Source organism: Streptomyces sp. NPDC048383 (assembly GCF_040651775.1).
Taxonomy (GTDB): domain Bacteria; phylum Actinomycetota; class Actinomycetes; order Streptomycetales; family Streptomycetaceae; genus Streptomyces.
In genome coordinates this window covers 586569-601656 of sequence record NZ_JBEZKS010000001.1, presented here as the reverse complement: position 1 = coordinate 601656, position 15088 = coordinate 586569, and the positions used below count along the sequence as shown (strand labels likewise).

13 protein-coding genes are annotated in these 15088 nt (G+C 66.0%); 7 read left to right on the top strand and 6 right to left on the bottom strand.

Annotated elements, in window-relative coordinates; all coding sequences use genetic code 11:
- Window positions 1-66: 66 nt before the first annotated feature.
- The 5 genes from AB0D46_RS02850 to AB0D46_RS02830 are packed head-to-tail and all read right to left on the bottom strand — an operon-like array spanning window position 67 to window position 4404.
- Window positions 67-1053, bottom strand: a complete 987-nt coding sequence (locus AB0D46_RS02850) for a beta-ketoacyl-ACP synthase III (RefSeq protein WP_362875440.1) — start codon at window positions 1051-1053, stop codon at window positions 67-69.
- Window positions 1037-2785: an acyl-CoA dehydrogenase family protein gene (locus AB0D46_RS02845; protein ID WP_362875439.1), complete on the bottom strand. Its 1749-nt coding sequence runs from the start codon at window positions 2783-2785 to the stop codon at window positions 1037-1039. Before AB0D46_RS02845 ends, AB0D46_RS02850 begins: the two co-directional genes overlap by 17 nt.
- Window positions 2782-2955, bottom strand: coding sequence for a hypothetical protein (locus tag AB0D46_RS02840; RefSeq protein WP_362875438.1), 174 nt, complete (start codon window positions 2953-2955; stop codon window positions 2782-2784). Before AB0D46_RS02840 ends, AB0D46_RS02845 begins: the two co-directional genes overlap by 4 nt.
- Window positions 2948-4162 (bottom strand): beta-ketoacyl-[acyl-carrier-protein] synthase family protein, encoded by a 1215-nt coding sequence (locus tag AB0D46_RS02835; protein WP_362875437.1) that lies wholly within the window; start codon window positions 4160-4162, stop codon window positions 2948-2950. Before AB0D46_RS02835 ends, AB0D46_RS02840 begins: the two co-directional genes overlap by 8 nt.
- A complete protein-coding gene (locus tag AB0D46_RS02830) occupies window positions 4159-4404 on the bottom strand; it encodes a phosphopantetheine-binding protein (protein ID WP_281207318.1) in 246 nt (81 codons plus the stop codon). Before AB0D46_RS02830 ends, AB0D46_RS02835 begins: the two co-directional genes overlap by 4 nt.
- 485 nt (window positions 4405-4889) lie before the next feature.
- Here AB0D46_RS02830 and AB0D46_RS02825 point away from each other — a divergent pair, with 485 nt between their 5' ends.
- The 5 genes from AB0D46_RS02825 (at window position 4890) to AB0D46_RS02805 (ending at window position 11128) form a co-directional block, all read left to right on the top strand.
- Window positions 4890-5354, top strand: coding sequence for a hypothetical protein (locus tag AB0D46_RS02825; protein WP_362875436.1), 465 nt, complete (start codon window positions 4890-4892; stop codon window positions 5352-5354).
- A 10-nt stretch (window positions 5355-5364) separates the two neighbouring features.
- Window positions 5365-5595, top strand: coding sequence for a hypothetical protein (locus AB0D46_RS02820; RefSeq protein WP_362875435.1), 231 nt, complete (start codon window positions 5365-5367; stop codon window positions 5593-5595).
- Between the two features lie 865 nt (window positions 5596-6460).
- The gene (locus tag AB0D46_RS02815; protein WP_362875434.1) at window positions 6461-8452 is read left to right on the top strand and encodes a DUF87 domain-containing protein; all 1992 of its coding nucleotides are present in this window, start codon (window positions 6461-6463) and stop codon (window positions 8450-8452) included.
- A 9-nt stretch (window positions 8453-8461) separates the two neighbouring features.
- On the top strand, window positions 8462-9859 hold the full coding sequence (locus tag AB0D46_RS02810; protein WP_362875433.1) for a hypothetical protein: 1398 nt from the start codon (window positions 8462-8464) through the stop codon (window positions 9857-9859).
- A gap of 159 nt (window positions 9860-10018) precedes the next feature.
- A complete protein-coding gene (locus AB0D46_RS02805) occupies window positions 10019-11128 on the top strand; it encodes a DNA adenine methylase (protein WP_362875432.1) in 1110 nt (369 codons plus the stop codon).
- Window positions 11129-11276: 148 nt separating this feature from the next.
- Here the strand turns inward: AB0D46_RS02805 and AB0D46_RS02800 are convergent, their stop codons facing one another.
- A complete protein-coding gene (locus tag AB0D46_RS02800) occupies window positions 11277-11759 on the bottom strand; it encodes an NUDIX hydrolase (protein ID WP_362875431.1) in 483 nt (160 codons plus the stop codon).
- Window positions 11760-12016: 257 nt separating this feature from the next.
- Between AB0D46_RS02800 and AB0D46_RS02795 the strand changes: the two genes are divergently transcribed.
- Both AB0D46_RS02795 and AB0D46_RS02790 read left to right on the top strand, forming a co-directional pair.
- Window positions 12017-13279 (top strand): hypothetical protein, encoded by a 1263-nt coding sequence (locus AB0D46_RS02795; RefSeq protein WP_362875430.1) that lies wholly within the window; start codon window positions 12017-12019, stop codon window positions 13277-13279.
- A gap of 528 nt (window positions 13280-13807) precedes the next feature.
- Window positions 13808-15067: a helix-turn-helix transcriptional regulator gene (locus AB0D46_RS02790; protein WP_362875429.1), complete on the top strand. Its 1260-nt coding sequence runs from the start codon at window positions 13808-13810 to the stop codon at window positions 15065-15067.
- Window positions 15068-15088 lie beyond the last annotated feature (21 nt).

The following is a 15088-nucleotide window of genomic DNA, read 5'->3' as shown; positions in this document are numbered from 1 at the left end:
GGCGCCGGCCGGTCGCCCCCACCGTCCTGCCGATCACCCGGACCGTCGGGGGCGGGGGGTCCGCCGTCAGCCCCGCACGTCGTGCACGGGCTGGGCGCCCGTCCACACGACAGCGGAGGAACCCCAGGTCAGACCGCCGCCGAAGGCGGTCAGCAGCAGCCGGTCGCCCTCCTTGATCCGGCCCGCGGCGGCGGCGTCGGCCAACGCCAACGGAATGGACGCCGCCGCCGTGTTCCCCACGTTCTCGATATTCGAGATCACGCGTTCCGGCGGCAGCCCCAGGCGTTTCGCCACGGCCTTCAGAATGCGAATGTTCGCCTGGTGTCCGATGAACGCGTCGATATCGGCGAGGTCCCATCCGACCCGCCCGGCGACGGACCGGGCGGATTCCGCCATGGTCGTCACCGCCCGTTTGTAGACCTCCGGCCCGTCCATCGTCAGATAGGCCCCGTCCTTGGGAATCGTGATGAGCCCGTCCCCGGTCCCGTCGCTGCCCAACTCCGTACGGAGCACCGCGCCCGGCTCGTGCGGACCGCCCCGCTCCAGCAGGACCGCGCCGGCCCCGTCCCCGAAGAGGGGGGCCGTCACCCGGTCGTCGGGGTCGACGATCGAGGAGTAGACGTCCGCGCCGATCAGCAGGACGCTGTCACAACTCCCCGCGGTGATCATCGACGTGGCCACGGACAGCCCGTAGACGAACCCCGAGCAGACGGCGGCGAGGTCGAACGCGGGCACCCGCAGCCCCAGTTCGGCCGCCACCCGCGGAGCGGTGGCCGGACAGCGACGGTCCGGGGTGGTGGTCGCCAGCAACACCAGGTCGCAGCCGTCGCGCCCGGCGGACTTCAGCGCCGCCGCGCCCGCGGTGACGGCGAGGTCGCCCGTCTCGATCCCGGACGCCGCCCGGCGCCGCGCCGCGATGCCGGTGCGGCTGTGGATCCACGCGTGGTCGGTGTCCAGGTTCCGCGACACCTCCTCGTTGGTGACCACGGCCTCCGGCAGACAGCTGCCGATGCCCGTGATGACCGCCCCGCCACTGTCACGCGGACCGGTCATGGACGAACTCCTCTCGGTACCCGGGAGCCCCCACCGCGGCCAGGATCCGCCCCCCGTGCGCCGCGGCCACGTGCCGTTCGGCGAAGTCGGGACGGGCGATGGGAGCGGTGATCAGCTCGTCGGGGACCGCGAGCGCCTCCAGCAGATCGCCGGCCTCGAACGGCGCGCCGGCCGCCTCCTGCCGCTCGGCCTCCAGGCGCAGCACGTCGTCCCGGTCCAGGATCCCGGCCGCCAGAGCGGTCAGGGCGTGCTCCAGCACGCAGCTCGCCGCGTACTGCCCCAACAGCCGCCGCTCCAAGGGTCCGTCGACCGTCGCCGCCCACCGCCCCAGCGCCAGCAGCTGGTGGACGGCCCGCGTCCACCGGGTGGTCGCCTCGCCCGGCCCGTGGGCGTCGACCTGGTCCAGCAGGGCGTCGCAGATCGCGCGCAGCTTCCGTACGACGTCCGGTCCGTCCGCCGGGCCCGCGGCCGCGTCCAGCGCCCTGTCGAACTCCGCGCGCTGCCGCAGCGCGTAGCGGGTGGCCTGGTAGCCGAGGACGGTGTTGTCCCCGCCGAAGGTGACGGCCACCTCGTAGTCGTGCAGCAGCGGGGCGATCTGGTTCGCGTCGTGGTAGCCGAGCCCGCCGCACAGCTCGCGCGTCTCGGCGAGCGTGTGCCGGGCGTCGCCGGTGGATCCGGACTTGCCGCAGGAGATCAGCGCGTGCAGCACCTGATCACCCGCGGGCGGCCCGTCCGCGGCCCGTTCGACCGCGATGTCCGCCAGCGCCTCCAGCGCGTACCGGGAGGCCAGCGCCCGACCCGCCGCGGTCGTCAACCGCGTCCGGTAGTGGGCGTGGCCGAGCAGCGGGGTCCCGAAGGCCCGTTTCACGGCCGCGAACCGGGTGGTGACCGCGCAGGCGAGACGCTGCGCGTGCGCGGCGCCCACGGACGGGAACAGCCGCTCGTGGGTGAAGGTCGCCAGACACTCCTCGAAGCGCCGGTGCCGGGCCAACGCCGACCGGTAGACGCCGTCGGAGTCGATCGACGCCCACCGGTTCATCAGGGCCGACAGCGGGAGCCGGTGGTCCGTGAACGTCAGGACGCCGGTCTGGTTGGCCGTCACCCCGCCCTTCGGTTCGGCCCGCCCGATGCTGATGCCCGCCAGCACCTTCCCGCCGGCCCGCAGGGGCACCCGGAACCAGTGGTGGCCCTCGTCCCGACCGGCGACCACGAGCCGGGCCAACACCATGGCGACGTCGCCCGAGTGCAGGCTGTTGCCGATCCAGACCTTGCTGGCGGCCGGCTCCGGCGTGCTGAGCACCAACTGCCGGTCCTTTGGGCTGTACGTCGCGGTGGTCAGCACCCGCTTCAGATCGGACCCGGCGTGCAGTTCCGAGGCGGCGAAGCAGTACACCTTGCCCATGCCGTCGATCTCCGGGCCGTAACTGCGCACCTGGACCGGCCCCGCGTGGCTGAGCAGCGCGTCCCCGGCGATCTGGTGGGAGACGAGCACGTTGAGCAGCGACAGGTCGTAGGCGCCGATCCACCCCATGGTCCGCAGGAAGTCGGGGAAGCGGGCACGGTCGCCGCGCCCCAACCACTGCGCGTTCGAGCTGAATCCGGCCCGGTTGAGGATCCTCGCCCGGCGCAGCGTCAGCAGGCTGTAGTCGAGGACGCTCTGGTCGACGGGCCGGACGGTGGCGAACTCGGGCCCGGAGAGGAGGTGGGCCAGCTCCTTTTCGCGTTGCGTCATGATTCCTTCCCCTGGGACGTGACGGACGGGTCTGCGGAGCGGTACGCGGCGGGCTCGGCGACGGGGTCCGCGGCGGGGTCCGCGGCGGGGTCCGCGGCGGGCTCGGCGACGGGGTCCGCGGCGGGCTCGGCGACGGGGTCCGCGGCGGGGTCCGCGGCGAGGTCAAACATCGAGCACCAGAGCCGAGTTGCTGCCGCCGAAGCCGAAGGACGTGCTCACGGCGACGGACGCGCCGTGCCGGCGCGCGCCCCCCAGAACGAGGTCGATGTCGGGCAGGTCCGGATCGGCCCGGACCGTGTGCGCGATCGGCGGTACCGTCCCCGTCCGCAGACTGCGCAACGCCAGGACGGCCTCGATGGCGCCGGACGCGCCGAGCGTGTGCCCGAGCAGCCCCTTGTTCGCCGTCACCGACGGCCCGTGCGGGAACACCCGGGCGATGAGCTGCGCCTCCGACCGGTCGTTCTGCGGTGTGGACGTCCCGTGCGCGTTGAACGTCCCGACGTCCTTCGGCACCAGACCGGCCTGGTCCAACGCCTGCCGGACCGCCGCCTCGGCACCGATCCCCTCGGGATGCGGCGAAACCGGGTGGTACGCGTCGGAGGTGCTGCCGTAGCCGAGCAACCGGCCGAGCACCCGGGCGCCGCGGGCCAGAGCGGTCGCCGGACGTTCCAGGACGACGGCCCCCGCCCCCTCGGAGATGACGAACCCGTCGCGGTCGGCGGCGAACGGCCGGGAGGCGTCCGTCCCCGCGTGCCGCGACAGGGCTCCCATCCGGGCGAAGCCCGAGACCACGAGCGGGGTGACCCCCGCGTCCGTGCCGCAGGCGATGACCGTGTCACAGGTCCCGGCGTCGAGCAGCGTCTTCGCCAGCCCGATCGCCGCCGCCCCCGAGGCACAGGCCGCGACCACCGTGTGACTGGGCCCGGTGATCCCCCACCGCATCGCGAGGGTGCCGGCCGCCATGTTGATCAGCGATCGCGGGTGCATGTACGGCGAGACCAGCTCGGGCCCGCTCCGCGAGAGCCGCTGGTGCCCCTCCTCCAAGGTGGTCACCCCGCCCAACCCGCACCCCACCACGACCCCGACCCGGCTGCCGTCCCACACCCCCGGATCGAGCCCCGCCTCCCGCACCGCCTGGTCCACCGCCACCAGCGCGAACCGGATGAACGGATCGGTACGCGCGGTCCCGCGCCCCGTGAGCTGCTCCCCGAGCGGGGGCACCCGCAGGCTGTGCCGGACCCCCGTCCCCTCCAGCGGCCCCGGATCACCGGACCCGGGCGACCGGGCCGCGCACAGCGCGGCCCAGGTCGCGTCGACGTCCGTGCCCGCGGGAGTCACCAGGCCGGTCCCGGTGATGGCGGCGGCGCCTCCCGTCACGCCGCTTCCAGCACGGAGTGGGCGAGGGCGACGACGTCCCCGACCGTGCAGTCCACCAGCCGGGTCTCGTCACCACCGAGGTCCGCGCCCGTCTCCTCCTTGATGCGCACGATGAGTTCGGCGATGGCGAGCGAGTCCAGCTCAAGGGTGCGCAACAGGACGTCGTCGGCGATCTCCGCGGGGTCCACCTCCAGGTCCTCGGCCAGGATCCCGTGCACGATCGTCTTGGGGTCAATGCTCACGGCTTGTCACCTCTGTTAAGGAGAAACGCGGATCGGCCGCCACCGCCGAGCACTTGAGCCGCGCTCAAGACCGGAAAGGGCGACAACAGGGAAAGGAACGAGATCGAGTCCACTGTGCTGCCGCCGGATATGCACCCCGTATCCCCCGGTTATCCCGCCCCTCGAGCCCCCCGCCCCGCCCCACCCCGCACCCCCGCCCCACCACCCCGTCCCCGCAGCTCACCCCACCTCCCCGCCCCACCCCAAAACCCCTGGACCCCCACCGGACAACAAACCTCACCCCACCCCAACAACGCCCCCGAACCCCGCTTCCAAGCCCTCCCACACGCACGCACGGAGTCGAGACGCACCTCGACTCAACAACGCTCCGTCAGCACACACCCCATTCGATCACTCTTCGTGGCGAACCGGCCATCCAGCCAGAACCCCCGCCCCTACAAAAGGAGTTCCCATATGTAGAGATACTCCGCCAGAAGGGGAAATGAATGATCAAGCCCCTCACATCCCGCATCATCGCCGCTCTGACCACGATGGCCGCGTTCGCCGCATTACCCAGCACACCGGCGCACGCCGGCGCCATCGGCTCGACCCCCGTGGCGACCTTCGACTACCAAGTCGGCGGAGTCACCATGAAGGTCCCGACCGGCTGCATGTTCACGCACATCGTGCGCGGCGAGGGCAAGAACATCACCTACCAGAACGCCGGCGTGGACTGCGGCTTCGTGGGCGCCCTCAACGCCGGCTTCTGCAACTGGCGCATCGACTTCACGTACGTGGACACCAGCAACAAGACCTACCGCACCTCCCGCGGCAGGACGCACACCGAGTGCAAGATCAACCCGATGCGCGACAACGCTCCCCAGAAACTCCCGCGCTACGGAAAAACGTGTGCGTACATCCACGTCAACAACGTTCGCCGGGCCGGCCACTGCCACCACATCACGAAGTGAGCCGCCGCACATGAGCACTCAGCCCCCGCCCCAAGACCCCACCCGGGACCCCAAACGACGCCGCGCCGGCATCGCCGCCTTCCTCGCCGGCACCGCGGCGTCCTTCGCCTTCTTCGCCTTCTTCCCCGGCCTCCCCCACGTCATCGACTGGGGCGCGATCATCACATCCGTAGCCGTGGGCGCCCTGACCCGCTGGGCCTGGCAATCCCGAACCACCAGAAAGAACACCCCCCTCGGCTAGCCCCCCAGCCGGCTCGGTCGCCGGCCAGCTCCCTGAAGCGGCACCCACTCGCGACCGAGCGACCCCGGCTGGCCCGCTCACCGCCACGGTCTCCCCACCCCAAGACCGAAAGAGCAGGCCCCTGCACCGCTCCGCCCCACCCCCTGAGGGCATGAAAAAGCCCCAGGTCACGGCGAGTGAGTCCTGGGGCTAATCCGAGCCGCCTTCGGGATTCGAACCCGAGACCTACGCATTACGAGGCCCCACAAGATCATCCCGGGTAGTGCCGGGCCGTGCCACAGAATCCCGTTTCCCCAGGTCAGCAAGATGCGGCCCCGCCCCCGAGTGCCGCCCAATCCACCCTGTGCCACCCCATCCGCTCACGCACCGCTCACGCACGCCAGCCTCACGCGCAGGGGGAACCGGCGTAGACATGCACCCCAGCCGAGTCAACAACTTCAGGTAAGGGTGCCCGCCCGCCGGCGGCCTTGGCCGGCCGCTGATGGTGACTCTCAACCTGGACTCGATCACCACGGCCGCGTGATGCTCCGCTGACGGAAGCCGCCTCAGGCCCTGGGTGCTGTGTGAATGAACTGCAGCACCACCGCCAGCCCCGACGGCGGGCGCCCTCTCGCATCCAGAGGCTCAGAACTAGCTAGGCAATCAAATGCGCCCGCGTGGTCGAAAATGAGCCACTTCGAAGCGCGCCTCGACGTAGAGGCCCGGGCAACAAGCCCTTTTTCTGAGACTCCCTCAGCTGGTCAGCGAGGCTGTGTCAGACTGCAATCCGCATATCTTCAGGGGAGGAAGAGTGTCTGTAACGTTGTTCCCTGGCGTCGGAGCCGGTGTGCTCCTGGAGTCAACCCTGCTTGCGCAGGACCGGTCGATGCGCATCGGCGCCATCCATCGCCTCGACTACAACGAAGCAATCGTTCTGACGCACGACAAGTGGAAGTTCGACGCAGGCGGCATCCCTCAATACGCGTTCCTACTCGCCACAGCTCGTGACGTCGACGGAGCCGACCGCGATGATGACGAGGTTCTACTTCTCCGAGTCGATGGCACGGCGCCGCTCGCCATGGAGTCAGACCTGCACGCCGTACGCGAAGAGGCCCTGCGCGCGGCCCTGTCAAGCAACGGTGACGCGTCCCCCTCGGTAGTGCTCGACGTTAGCCTCGACCCGTTCACCAAGAACCGCGTGTCCTTCACCGGGCTTAGGTGCCGGATCCTCGGAACCTTCTACGAGGATGATGTGGATGGAAAGAAGCGCCTCGATTTTGGTGCGGACGTCGACAACTTCTACGCGACGTCCACGTACCGAGTTTTGAAGCCCATCGGCGAGGGTCTTTCCGAGATCGCGTCCTACCTCAAGCCGTCCGACAGAGAGGTCGAGAGGGTACGCATCGGATCGGTCCGCTATTCCGCGACGCGACGCCGCGCAAAAGCAGCGAAGCAGGATGACTCCGCCGTCATGATCAACATCCATGACTTCATTGGCACCAAGACCGGCTTGCTCGGCATGACCCGGATGGGTAAATCCAATACAGCAAAGATTATCATTGCGCGAACCTTTGCTGTTTCCGAGCGACGCCGTGGCGCTGGCGGAACGCCGATTGGGCAGCTAATCTTCGACCCTCAGGGCGAATATGCGAACCCGAACACACAGGATGGCACCGAAATCGCCGCGATAGGTGAACGGCATGTGCGCATCTTCAAGTTCGGAGCCAGCAGCAGCGAGGGCCACGTTCGCCCGTTGGGAATTAATTTCTTCGACCCCGCCCAGGTTGAAGCGGTACAGGGTCTCATCGCAGATAAACTCCGTTCAGACGGAGCCGCAGGCTATATCAACGACTTCGCTGTAACCCGCTTCACCGACGTTCCCAATGACTACAGCGAGACGACTCGCGCCATGCGAGGTCGCCTGATCCTGTACGCGGCTCTGATCCGCGCAGGGTTCACCCTCCCCAGCAGCAACGCAGGTACATCCCAGACATTTTCGGTGAAGCTTGCAATCCGAGAAAGCCTGCGCAATGCGATTACCCAAAAGCTCGGCAGGAACGTATTCACTGCGGCAGGCAGTCGCACCTCCTCGATCAAGGGAGGGGATATCTGTTCTCTCGTTGATAAAATCATCGAGCTGCGTGACGCAGGCGACAGTGATGCGAAGGATTTTTGCGAGGACGTCCGGTGGACCTCTACCGAACCGATTTACACTGGCCAAACCAGCGCGTCCGGAAAAGTGCGAGGATGGCGCAATCTTCTCGACCTCAAAGATTTCCATAACGAGGCAACCGACGAAGACCCTTCCGAGGAAATCTACCGGCACCTGACTGCTGGTCGCATTGTGATCGTGGACTTGCATGTTGGGTCACCGCCCATCATCAAGGCACTCTCAGAGAGCATCACCCGGCGCCTCTTGGCCAAGCAGACACTGGTCTTCACTTCGGGACAGGAGCCGCCGTCCATCCAGGTCATGCTGGAGGAGGCCCACAACCTCTTCTCTTCGGACAAATACAAAGACGATGGTGACGTCTGGGTAAAGCTGGCAAAGGAAGCGGCAAAGCTAAATATCGGAATGACCTATGCCACGCAGGAAGTGTCAGGGGTCGCTCACCAGGTGAAGGCAAATACCGCAAACTGGGTGGTGGCGCACCTCAACAACACCAAGGAAGTCCAGGAACTCTCAAGGTTCTATGACTTCGCCGCATTCGCTTCGGCGATCATTACGTCTGAGGACAGGGGGTACGTGCGCCTCAAAACCCTTTCATCTCCTTTCATCGTGCCTGTGCAGATCGACAGGTATGACCTGAATCTCGTAAACGAAGCTAGGGCCGCTGCTGGCGATCCCGCCCTCATCCCCTCTCCACGGAAGGCGTAGGCAGTCTCTATGCCGTACGAGACGGTCAATGGATCCTATGAGCGAGCCTCCCGCGTTGGCCACACCAACGCCGCAATGCGCGCTTTGGCTGATAATTCGAGCTTCTATGTTCCCGCTGAGAGTATCGGTGACATGGAATGGCTGAAGCCGAAAATCAAGCGGATCGATCATTTTCCAGGGGCGGCTAAAACAGGACGCCTCTCATCGGCTATAGCTATCGACGGATCGCGTGTAACCGAGCGCATCCGGGATGGTCTGCCGTCAGTAGTGTACGGCTATGCCCAGGCTGCTGCGGCGTACGTGGATCTCGGCGTGATGGAATTCCAGCGCGCTGAAAGGTTCGTCGACCCAGTAGCTATAGAGTCAGCTGTAAACACGGCACTGGTTTCACTCGATCTGCCCGTCGCTGGAGCGTACACGCGATCCGGTATCGGAATAGCGACGTCGTGGCGAGAAAATCTCGACAGGATATTTCGGACCAAGAAGGTCGAGGTGAACCGGCTCGACCAAACGCTCATCGATCTACTCATGCTCGTACACGGCACTCCTGGACGACCTGCTAGCAGCGTCCCGGTCAACTGCCCAGGCGACGATTGTGATGCGCAGGATGTACCAATCTCGACGCAGGGCGGCCTCTGCCCAGTTTGCCAGGAGACGCTTTACCCCACGGATGTCCTGCGCATCCACGAGGAGGTAATGGAGGAGGGGGCCAACGAATCTGCCCTCGGACGCCTGATGTCTGTCATCGAACTCCTCGTGCTTGTCGGACTTACCAGCCTGCTCTGGGAGCAATCGCGAGACGATCTCCTTTGTTCGACCCTATTCATCGTGGATGGGCCGTTGGCTATGTACGGCCCGCCGGCCAAGCTTCGTGGTCGAGCCCAGGAGTACTTCCAGTCCATGGCGGCGACCACCCCCGGAGATGGGCCGTACCTGTGTGGCTTGGAGAAGACTGGCGCAATGGTCGACTATGCCCAGCAGCTGGCCCGCCATGAGGTCCTACAACCCGGAGACCTACTCGTCTGCGATGAGGAGGTCGTCAAAGTGGTAACTAACAGCACAAATGCATCTTCATACGGCAAGGAAACCTACTGGGGACGTAAGTTTGTCTACCGCGCCAAGGATGGGCGTGTTGTCGTACCGACCGTTATGCCAGTGACAGGTGCCGCATACGACGCCCGTGGTGGCCAACCCGGCCTGCAGGGATACCCGACTCTGCCAGCTATCCTTGATGTGATCGATCGAACTGGATCATCTATGTACAAGGACGGCATCATCCCCGTCGCTGTGGCACACGGGAAAGCGGCATTCCCCATCGGCGTCGGCACGGACGTACTGCGTCTGGTTGCGGAACATAAACTGGGCCTTGGGGCATCTGCTCAGGGGACACAGGCCAGTGGGATATAGCGGGAGGGCTGGATGAGTTCGAACAGTTCACCAGGGGTGACTACGGCCTGGTCGACGCGGCATGTCCAGCCTTCGCACGTCCCCCTACGCCTGGCAGCCATTCCCAATGCTCCGCGGAGCATTGGGGATGCACCGAGGGCCGGGTTGCACGTTAAAGATATGTCTCACCCTTTGGCCCAGGGAAGGTACCAGACTCCACTCAGATACCCCGGCGCAAAGACGGGCCTTTCCAGCCTGATCGGCAATCTCATCGAGTCGGCGAAGAATTCATCTCAGATCCGGAAGGTCGATCTCCTCGTTGAGCCATTCGCCGGAGGCGCCTCCACATCCCTGCGTCTAGTCGGCTCCGGAATCGTCAATCGTATTCTTCTAGCAGACGCGGATCCTCTGGTTGCCGCGTTTTGGCAAGTGGCCGCTTCAGATACAGAGAACTTTATCGATCGAATGACCGAAGAGCATGGTCGGTATGTCAGCCTTGGTGGATCGACTGCACTCGATCGATGGGATTACTGGCGAGCCTGGACACCAAATCCTGGAATGGGAGAGGCGACCGCGCGGTTTGAAACCGCGGTCAAGTGTCTATTTCTCAACCGGACCACCTTCTCGGGAATTCTCCATGGCAGCGCCGGCCCAATTGGCGGACGGAAGCAAGAATCCCAGTACGGGATAGGCTGCCGGTTTAATATCGAACCTCTATCTGAGCGCATTCGTTACGTAGGGCATCTATACGACACGAACCGCCTTGTGGATGTCTGGTGCAAGGACTGGAAAGACACTCTGGCAGATGTTCCAGAATGGCATGCAGATCTAATCCCTGACCAGGTGGTGGCATATCTTGACCCTCCGTACATCGAGAAGTCCGAGAAGCTCTACCAGAGGTCATTCTATTCCCAGGCGGGCTATCCGCCATCGCCCGTAGACGACTTGAACTGGTCTGACCATTTTCCCCACTATCGACTGGCGGAATATCTGCGCAATAGAATGCAGTTTCGATGGGTTCTCTCCTACGATGCCAAGCCACAGCTTCTCTCAAGCCCCTGGCTTTATGCTGGCGATAGGATGACGCCGAGCATTACGGAGAAAGAGACCCTTGGTGTCAAGGAGTGGAGGATCTCGAAGAGACTTGTTTCACTCCGGTACACGGCTTCGGCCCGTCAAGGGCGTGGTGCCGCTGATGAATTGCTGGTCACTACGCTTCCACCCGCAACAGTCCCGCAGAATTCCGACTTCCGCCCCGTCGGTGACATGTCGGCTGGTTCTGACGGGTAGCCGCAGGTAGTCGGCACGGGCTCATACCCGACCAGCTCGCCTCACCGGTCCGGTCCATCGTCACGCGCGCTAAGTCTCGGGGACCATGTCTCTTCTCAGCCCAGATGGCGACTGCCTGGCTGGTGGGGGCGTCGAAGCACAGTTGTGATCAGGTCCCTGTTTCCGGGGACTGACCGTGTTCCAGGTAGGCGGTCAGGCCGTTCGTTCGGGCCTCGATGCCAGCGGCGATTCGGCGCGCGAGGCGGGGGATGGTGAGGTCTGGCACCTGCTTGGCGCCGTGGAAGTCGTAGCCACGGAGCTCGTCCGCTTGGAGTGCGATCTGTTGGCGGTCGTCTGCGCTTAGGCGGCCGCCGTCGAAGAGGTAGAGGACCTTGTCCCCCTCTCCCTGGTTCGGCGCCCAGTCGACGACGAGGAGGCGGCCGATGTGGGGCTTGATACCCAGTTCCTCGTGGACTTCGCGCACACAGGCCTGCCGGGGCGACTCGCCCTGTTCGACGTATCCGCCGGGAAGGTCTCGGTAGTCCTTGTACGACGGCTCGACGAGGAGGACTCGATCAGCTTCGTCGAAGAAGAGAGCGCCGGCCGCCATACGGGGGTGGGCCATCTTCGCTTCGTGCTCGTTCTCGCTCACGGCTTGGACTGTAGCCGCCTGCCACGATGCGGATCCTGCGGGCCAGACCGACCACTGGATGGGACGGCCGGCCTCTGGTACCGCGTCTCCAGCCGATGACCAGCTCTCGGCTCATGTAGTGGTGGCAGACCTGTTCGGGCGCGACCTATTCGGTTTCTAGCGGGACGGCCAGGGCTTCACCGGTTCGGCCCCAGGAAGTCAACGGCCTTGAATACGCCATCTGTTGGAGTGTCAGTGGTCGCTTCTATCGTGGACGGATGGCCAATGGCGTGTGGCACACCGGATATGGCATAGAGATCAATCTGTCCCTACCCGACCTCGGTCATCCGGGGCGTCCCGATCTGCTGCGGGAGATCACCGCGAGCATCGCCGACCGCAGTCCGCACCTACTCGAATGCCTCGCTCACCACGACGGGCGCGAATGCCTGTCGGAGACGGGCGGCAAGTCTCCGTGGATGTTCATCCGACGAGGCCGCGTCGGAGGCCGGCGGCCACTCGTCGCCTCGCACCTGCCGATCACGCACAAGGCGACACCGGCGGAGAGTGAGCAGCACAAGGCCACGAAGGAGCGTGTCGTCGAGACCGCCTCGCGCTGCGGCTTGGGCGCCGAAGCGGAGGTGCCCACGGCGAACCGGCGGAGCATCTCCGACGCCCTCGTCACCGGCCCTGGTGGCATACGGATCGGCTGGGAGATCCAGTACCACCACCTCAGCCCCAGCAGCGTGCACCGCCGCTCGGTCAACGCCGTGCAGCACGACATCACCCCCCTGTGGGTGGCCAAGGACCGCACAGCCTCCTTGATCGACCGCGCGCCCTGGGCCCGCGTGGACGACATGCCGTGGAAGGACATCGCCGGAGGCAAGGAGATGGTGATCCGCGGCGGGTACCGCCATCTCCAGGTGTGGAAGTGCGTACCCAGCAGCAACCGGCACTGTCTTCTGTCCGACGGCGCCGGTCATTGCGACGGCGTTCACTCCGACTGGTTCGTGCCCGCCCTGTGCGAGCCGGAGAAGAAGGCGGTCCACCTCGAAGACCTCGTACTGGAGAGCGCTACGGGGGAGAGCGTGCCGGTGTACGTCCCCAACCGCGGCAGCGGCCGGGCTGGACGGCACATGTGGGTGCCGTCGGCTGACTGCGAGCGGTGGCGGGAGCTGATCGGTGAGAAGGAGCCTCTCCCTGATGCCCCCGTGCAGGAGGGCGACGACGAGATCACCTTCGCCGAGCAGGGGCTAGACCGGGCATGCCGGGCCGGCGAGGAGGGCTGGTTCGTCAGCGACGCCCGGCCCATCCGCGATCTTGGCCAGCCCACCGGCGGCTTCACCCTCCCCCGGATGCCAGCTCACCGGTCCGGGAACCCGATGCTGATCACTGCCGTCGAGCGGACCGCTGCCTCCGCCGCGCTGGGCTGCCCACCGTGGGAGCTCGGACCGTGCACCGAGTGCGGCCAGCTGATGCGCAGGTACGGGCGGGACGCCGCCATGTTCTGTGGCGTGTGCCGCGCCGTCCTCAACGACCGATAGCTCCGAAGCCGCAGCGGAGGCAACTGCGACCACGGAACGACGAAGGACTCGACTGGGACGCGGTCGGGTCCTTCGTTTGCCCTCGTGGGCGAGTGCGGAAGATGCGAGATTCAAACTCGTGAGGGGGTGCCCCCCAACACGCTTTCCAAATGTTCGCCTGGGCGTACGGCGACGATCAGGTGGGTTCTGACCTGCGTCTGAGTGCTCAAGTTGGCCCCGCCCGGACGGGGCCGGACAGGGGCGAATGAGACCAGGATAGGCAGGCCCACGGACCCAATCTGGCCGATGCCAGCCGAGAGTACCAAAGCCTGCTGGCTGGTCGCACCGCCGAGGAGATCGAGTCCGGGCCGCAGACGAGGCGGCTGCGACGGTCAGGATGATCGCGCTCACGCCCTGCAGCGTCATCGTGCCGGAGGAATGAAGGGCGAGGGCGTACCCGGTGGTGCCGTCCGGACCAAGGCGGACGGCGTCGCTGTGGTTGGAGCGGCACCATTGCAATGAAGTCTTCATGCGACTTCCATAGAAGGCATGCCATCGCCGTTGCGCACAGTCGATCCGGTACGTCTGAGGGCTCGACGCGTCGAGCTGGGACTCTCCCGAGCCGCCCTAGCTGCCCAAGCCGGCGTTTCGACTCGGATGATCTTCTTCTACGAGGAAGGTCGTCACACCCCCACCTCGCGGCGCCTGGAGCAGTTGGCGACCGCGCTCAGATGCAAAGTAGAGGCGCTCACCGGTGCCCCGCGTGGTCAGGAGACGTTGGTCGATCTCAGGTACGCCGCCGGGCTGACCTTGGAGCGCGTCGCCGAACTGCTCAAGACCACGCCTGCGGGGAGGGAGCTGCGCGTGTCCGCGCCGAAGGTCTCTGTGCTGGAGAGCGGGGGACAGGTCACTGGGCGGCACTGGCAGGACCCCGAGGCGACGGGGCGCCTGATCGGTCCCCTGGCCAGGGCGTACGGAGTTCCGGTGCGCATGGTCCTTGACGCGTGGCTGCGCACCAGGCCGGAAGACCCCGCTCCAGTGCTATCGGACAAAGCCAAGCAGGCACCTTCGAAGGCCGCGCTGACAACATGGGATTCGTTGAACGAGCGTCAGCAGGTCTACCTGGGTGAGGTCATGCGGGACGACCGGATGACCGCGACCGAGATGTGGATGCGGCGGCTTCAGCGGCTGCCGGTGCCCAAGGCCGCTGAGTGGCGCCGACTGCCTCTAGCCCTGAGGGCCGCTCCGTCCGTTGTCGGATACACCCGGTTGCAGGAGCGACTTCGCCAGCGTGGCGTTCACGATCCCGGCGCGGGTTCGACGGTGCACGCTCTAGAGCGTCGGGGGCTGTTGGTGGTCAGTGAGGATTCCGTTGACCACCCTGCTGTCGGGGAGGTTGGACGGGTACTGGTGGAGATCACCAGGCGTGGCAGGGCTGCCGCCCGTGCGGGGCTTGGTGAACCGCGTGAGCCGGATCCTGCGCCCCACCTGCTTTCGGAGTGGCTATGGGGCGTCGTTGCCCGTGTTGCTTCCGCAGAGCCTGCTGGCCTGGAGGACGACCAACTAGCCGGCCGCTCATTGTTCTTCATCGGAGTGGGCTACCGGGGCAGATCCGGAGCACAGCCGAGCCGTGGCTTCGTGGACTCCGTCCCAGTCATGGCACCGGGAGGGACACACGTCTCGGAGTACCGCTGGCGGCTGACCCAGCTCGGCCTGCGCCATGTAGCGGAGTACCTGCACGTCTACCGAGATCTCTATCCGAGTGTCATTACCACAGGACTCGAAGCAATCGCGGGTGACGCACCATAGTTCGCGCCTTTCCTCCTTTGG

What these genes read in the sequence shown, in the direction of transcription:
- AB0D46_RS02850 (WP_362875440.1), bottom strand. Translation starts at nt 1,053, where the DNA reads ATGACCGGTCCGCGTGACAGTGGCGGGGCGGTCATCACGGGCATCGGC.
- AB0D46_RS02845 (WP_362875439.1), bottom strand. Translation starts at nt 2,785, where the DNA reads ATGACGCAACGCGAAAAGGAGCTGGCCCACCTCCTCTCCGGGCCCGAG.
- AB0D46_RS02840 (WP_362875438.1), bottom strand. Translation starts at nt 2,955, where the DNA reads ATGTTTGACCTCGCCGCGGACCCCGCCGCGGACCCCGTCGCCGAGCCC.
- AB0D46_RS02825 (WP_362875436.1), top strand. Translation starts at nt 4,890, where the DNA reads ATGATCAAGCCCCTCACATCCCGCATCATCGCCGCTCTGACCACGATG.
- AB0D46_RS02820 (WP_362875435.1), top strand. Translation starts at nt 5,365, where the DNA reads ATGAGCACTCAGCCCCCGCCCCAAGACCCCACCCGGGACCCCAAACGA.
- AB0D46_RS02815 (WP_362875434.1), top strand. Translation starts at nt 6,461, where the DNA reads ATGCGCATCGGCGCCATCCATCGCCTCGACTACAACGAAGCAATCGTT.
- AB0D46_RS02810 (WP_362875433.1), top strand. Translation starts at nt 8,462, where the DNA reads ATGCCGTACGAGACGGTCAATGGATCCTATGAGCGAGCCTCCCGCGTT.
- AB0D46_RS02805 (WP_362875432.1), top strand. Translation starts at nt 10,019, where the DNA reads ATGTCTCACCCTTTGGCCCAGGGAAGGTACCAGACTCCACTCAGATAC.
- AB0D46_RS02795 (WP_362875430.1), top strand. Translation starts at nt 12,017, where the DNA reads ATGGCCAATGGCGTGTGGCACACCGGATATGGCATAGAGATCAATCTG.
- AB0D46_RS02790 (WP_362875429.1), top strand. Translation starts at nt 13,808, where the DNA reads ATGCCATCGCCGTTGCGCACAGTCGATCCGGTACGTCTGAGGGCTCGA.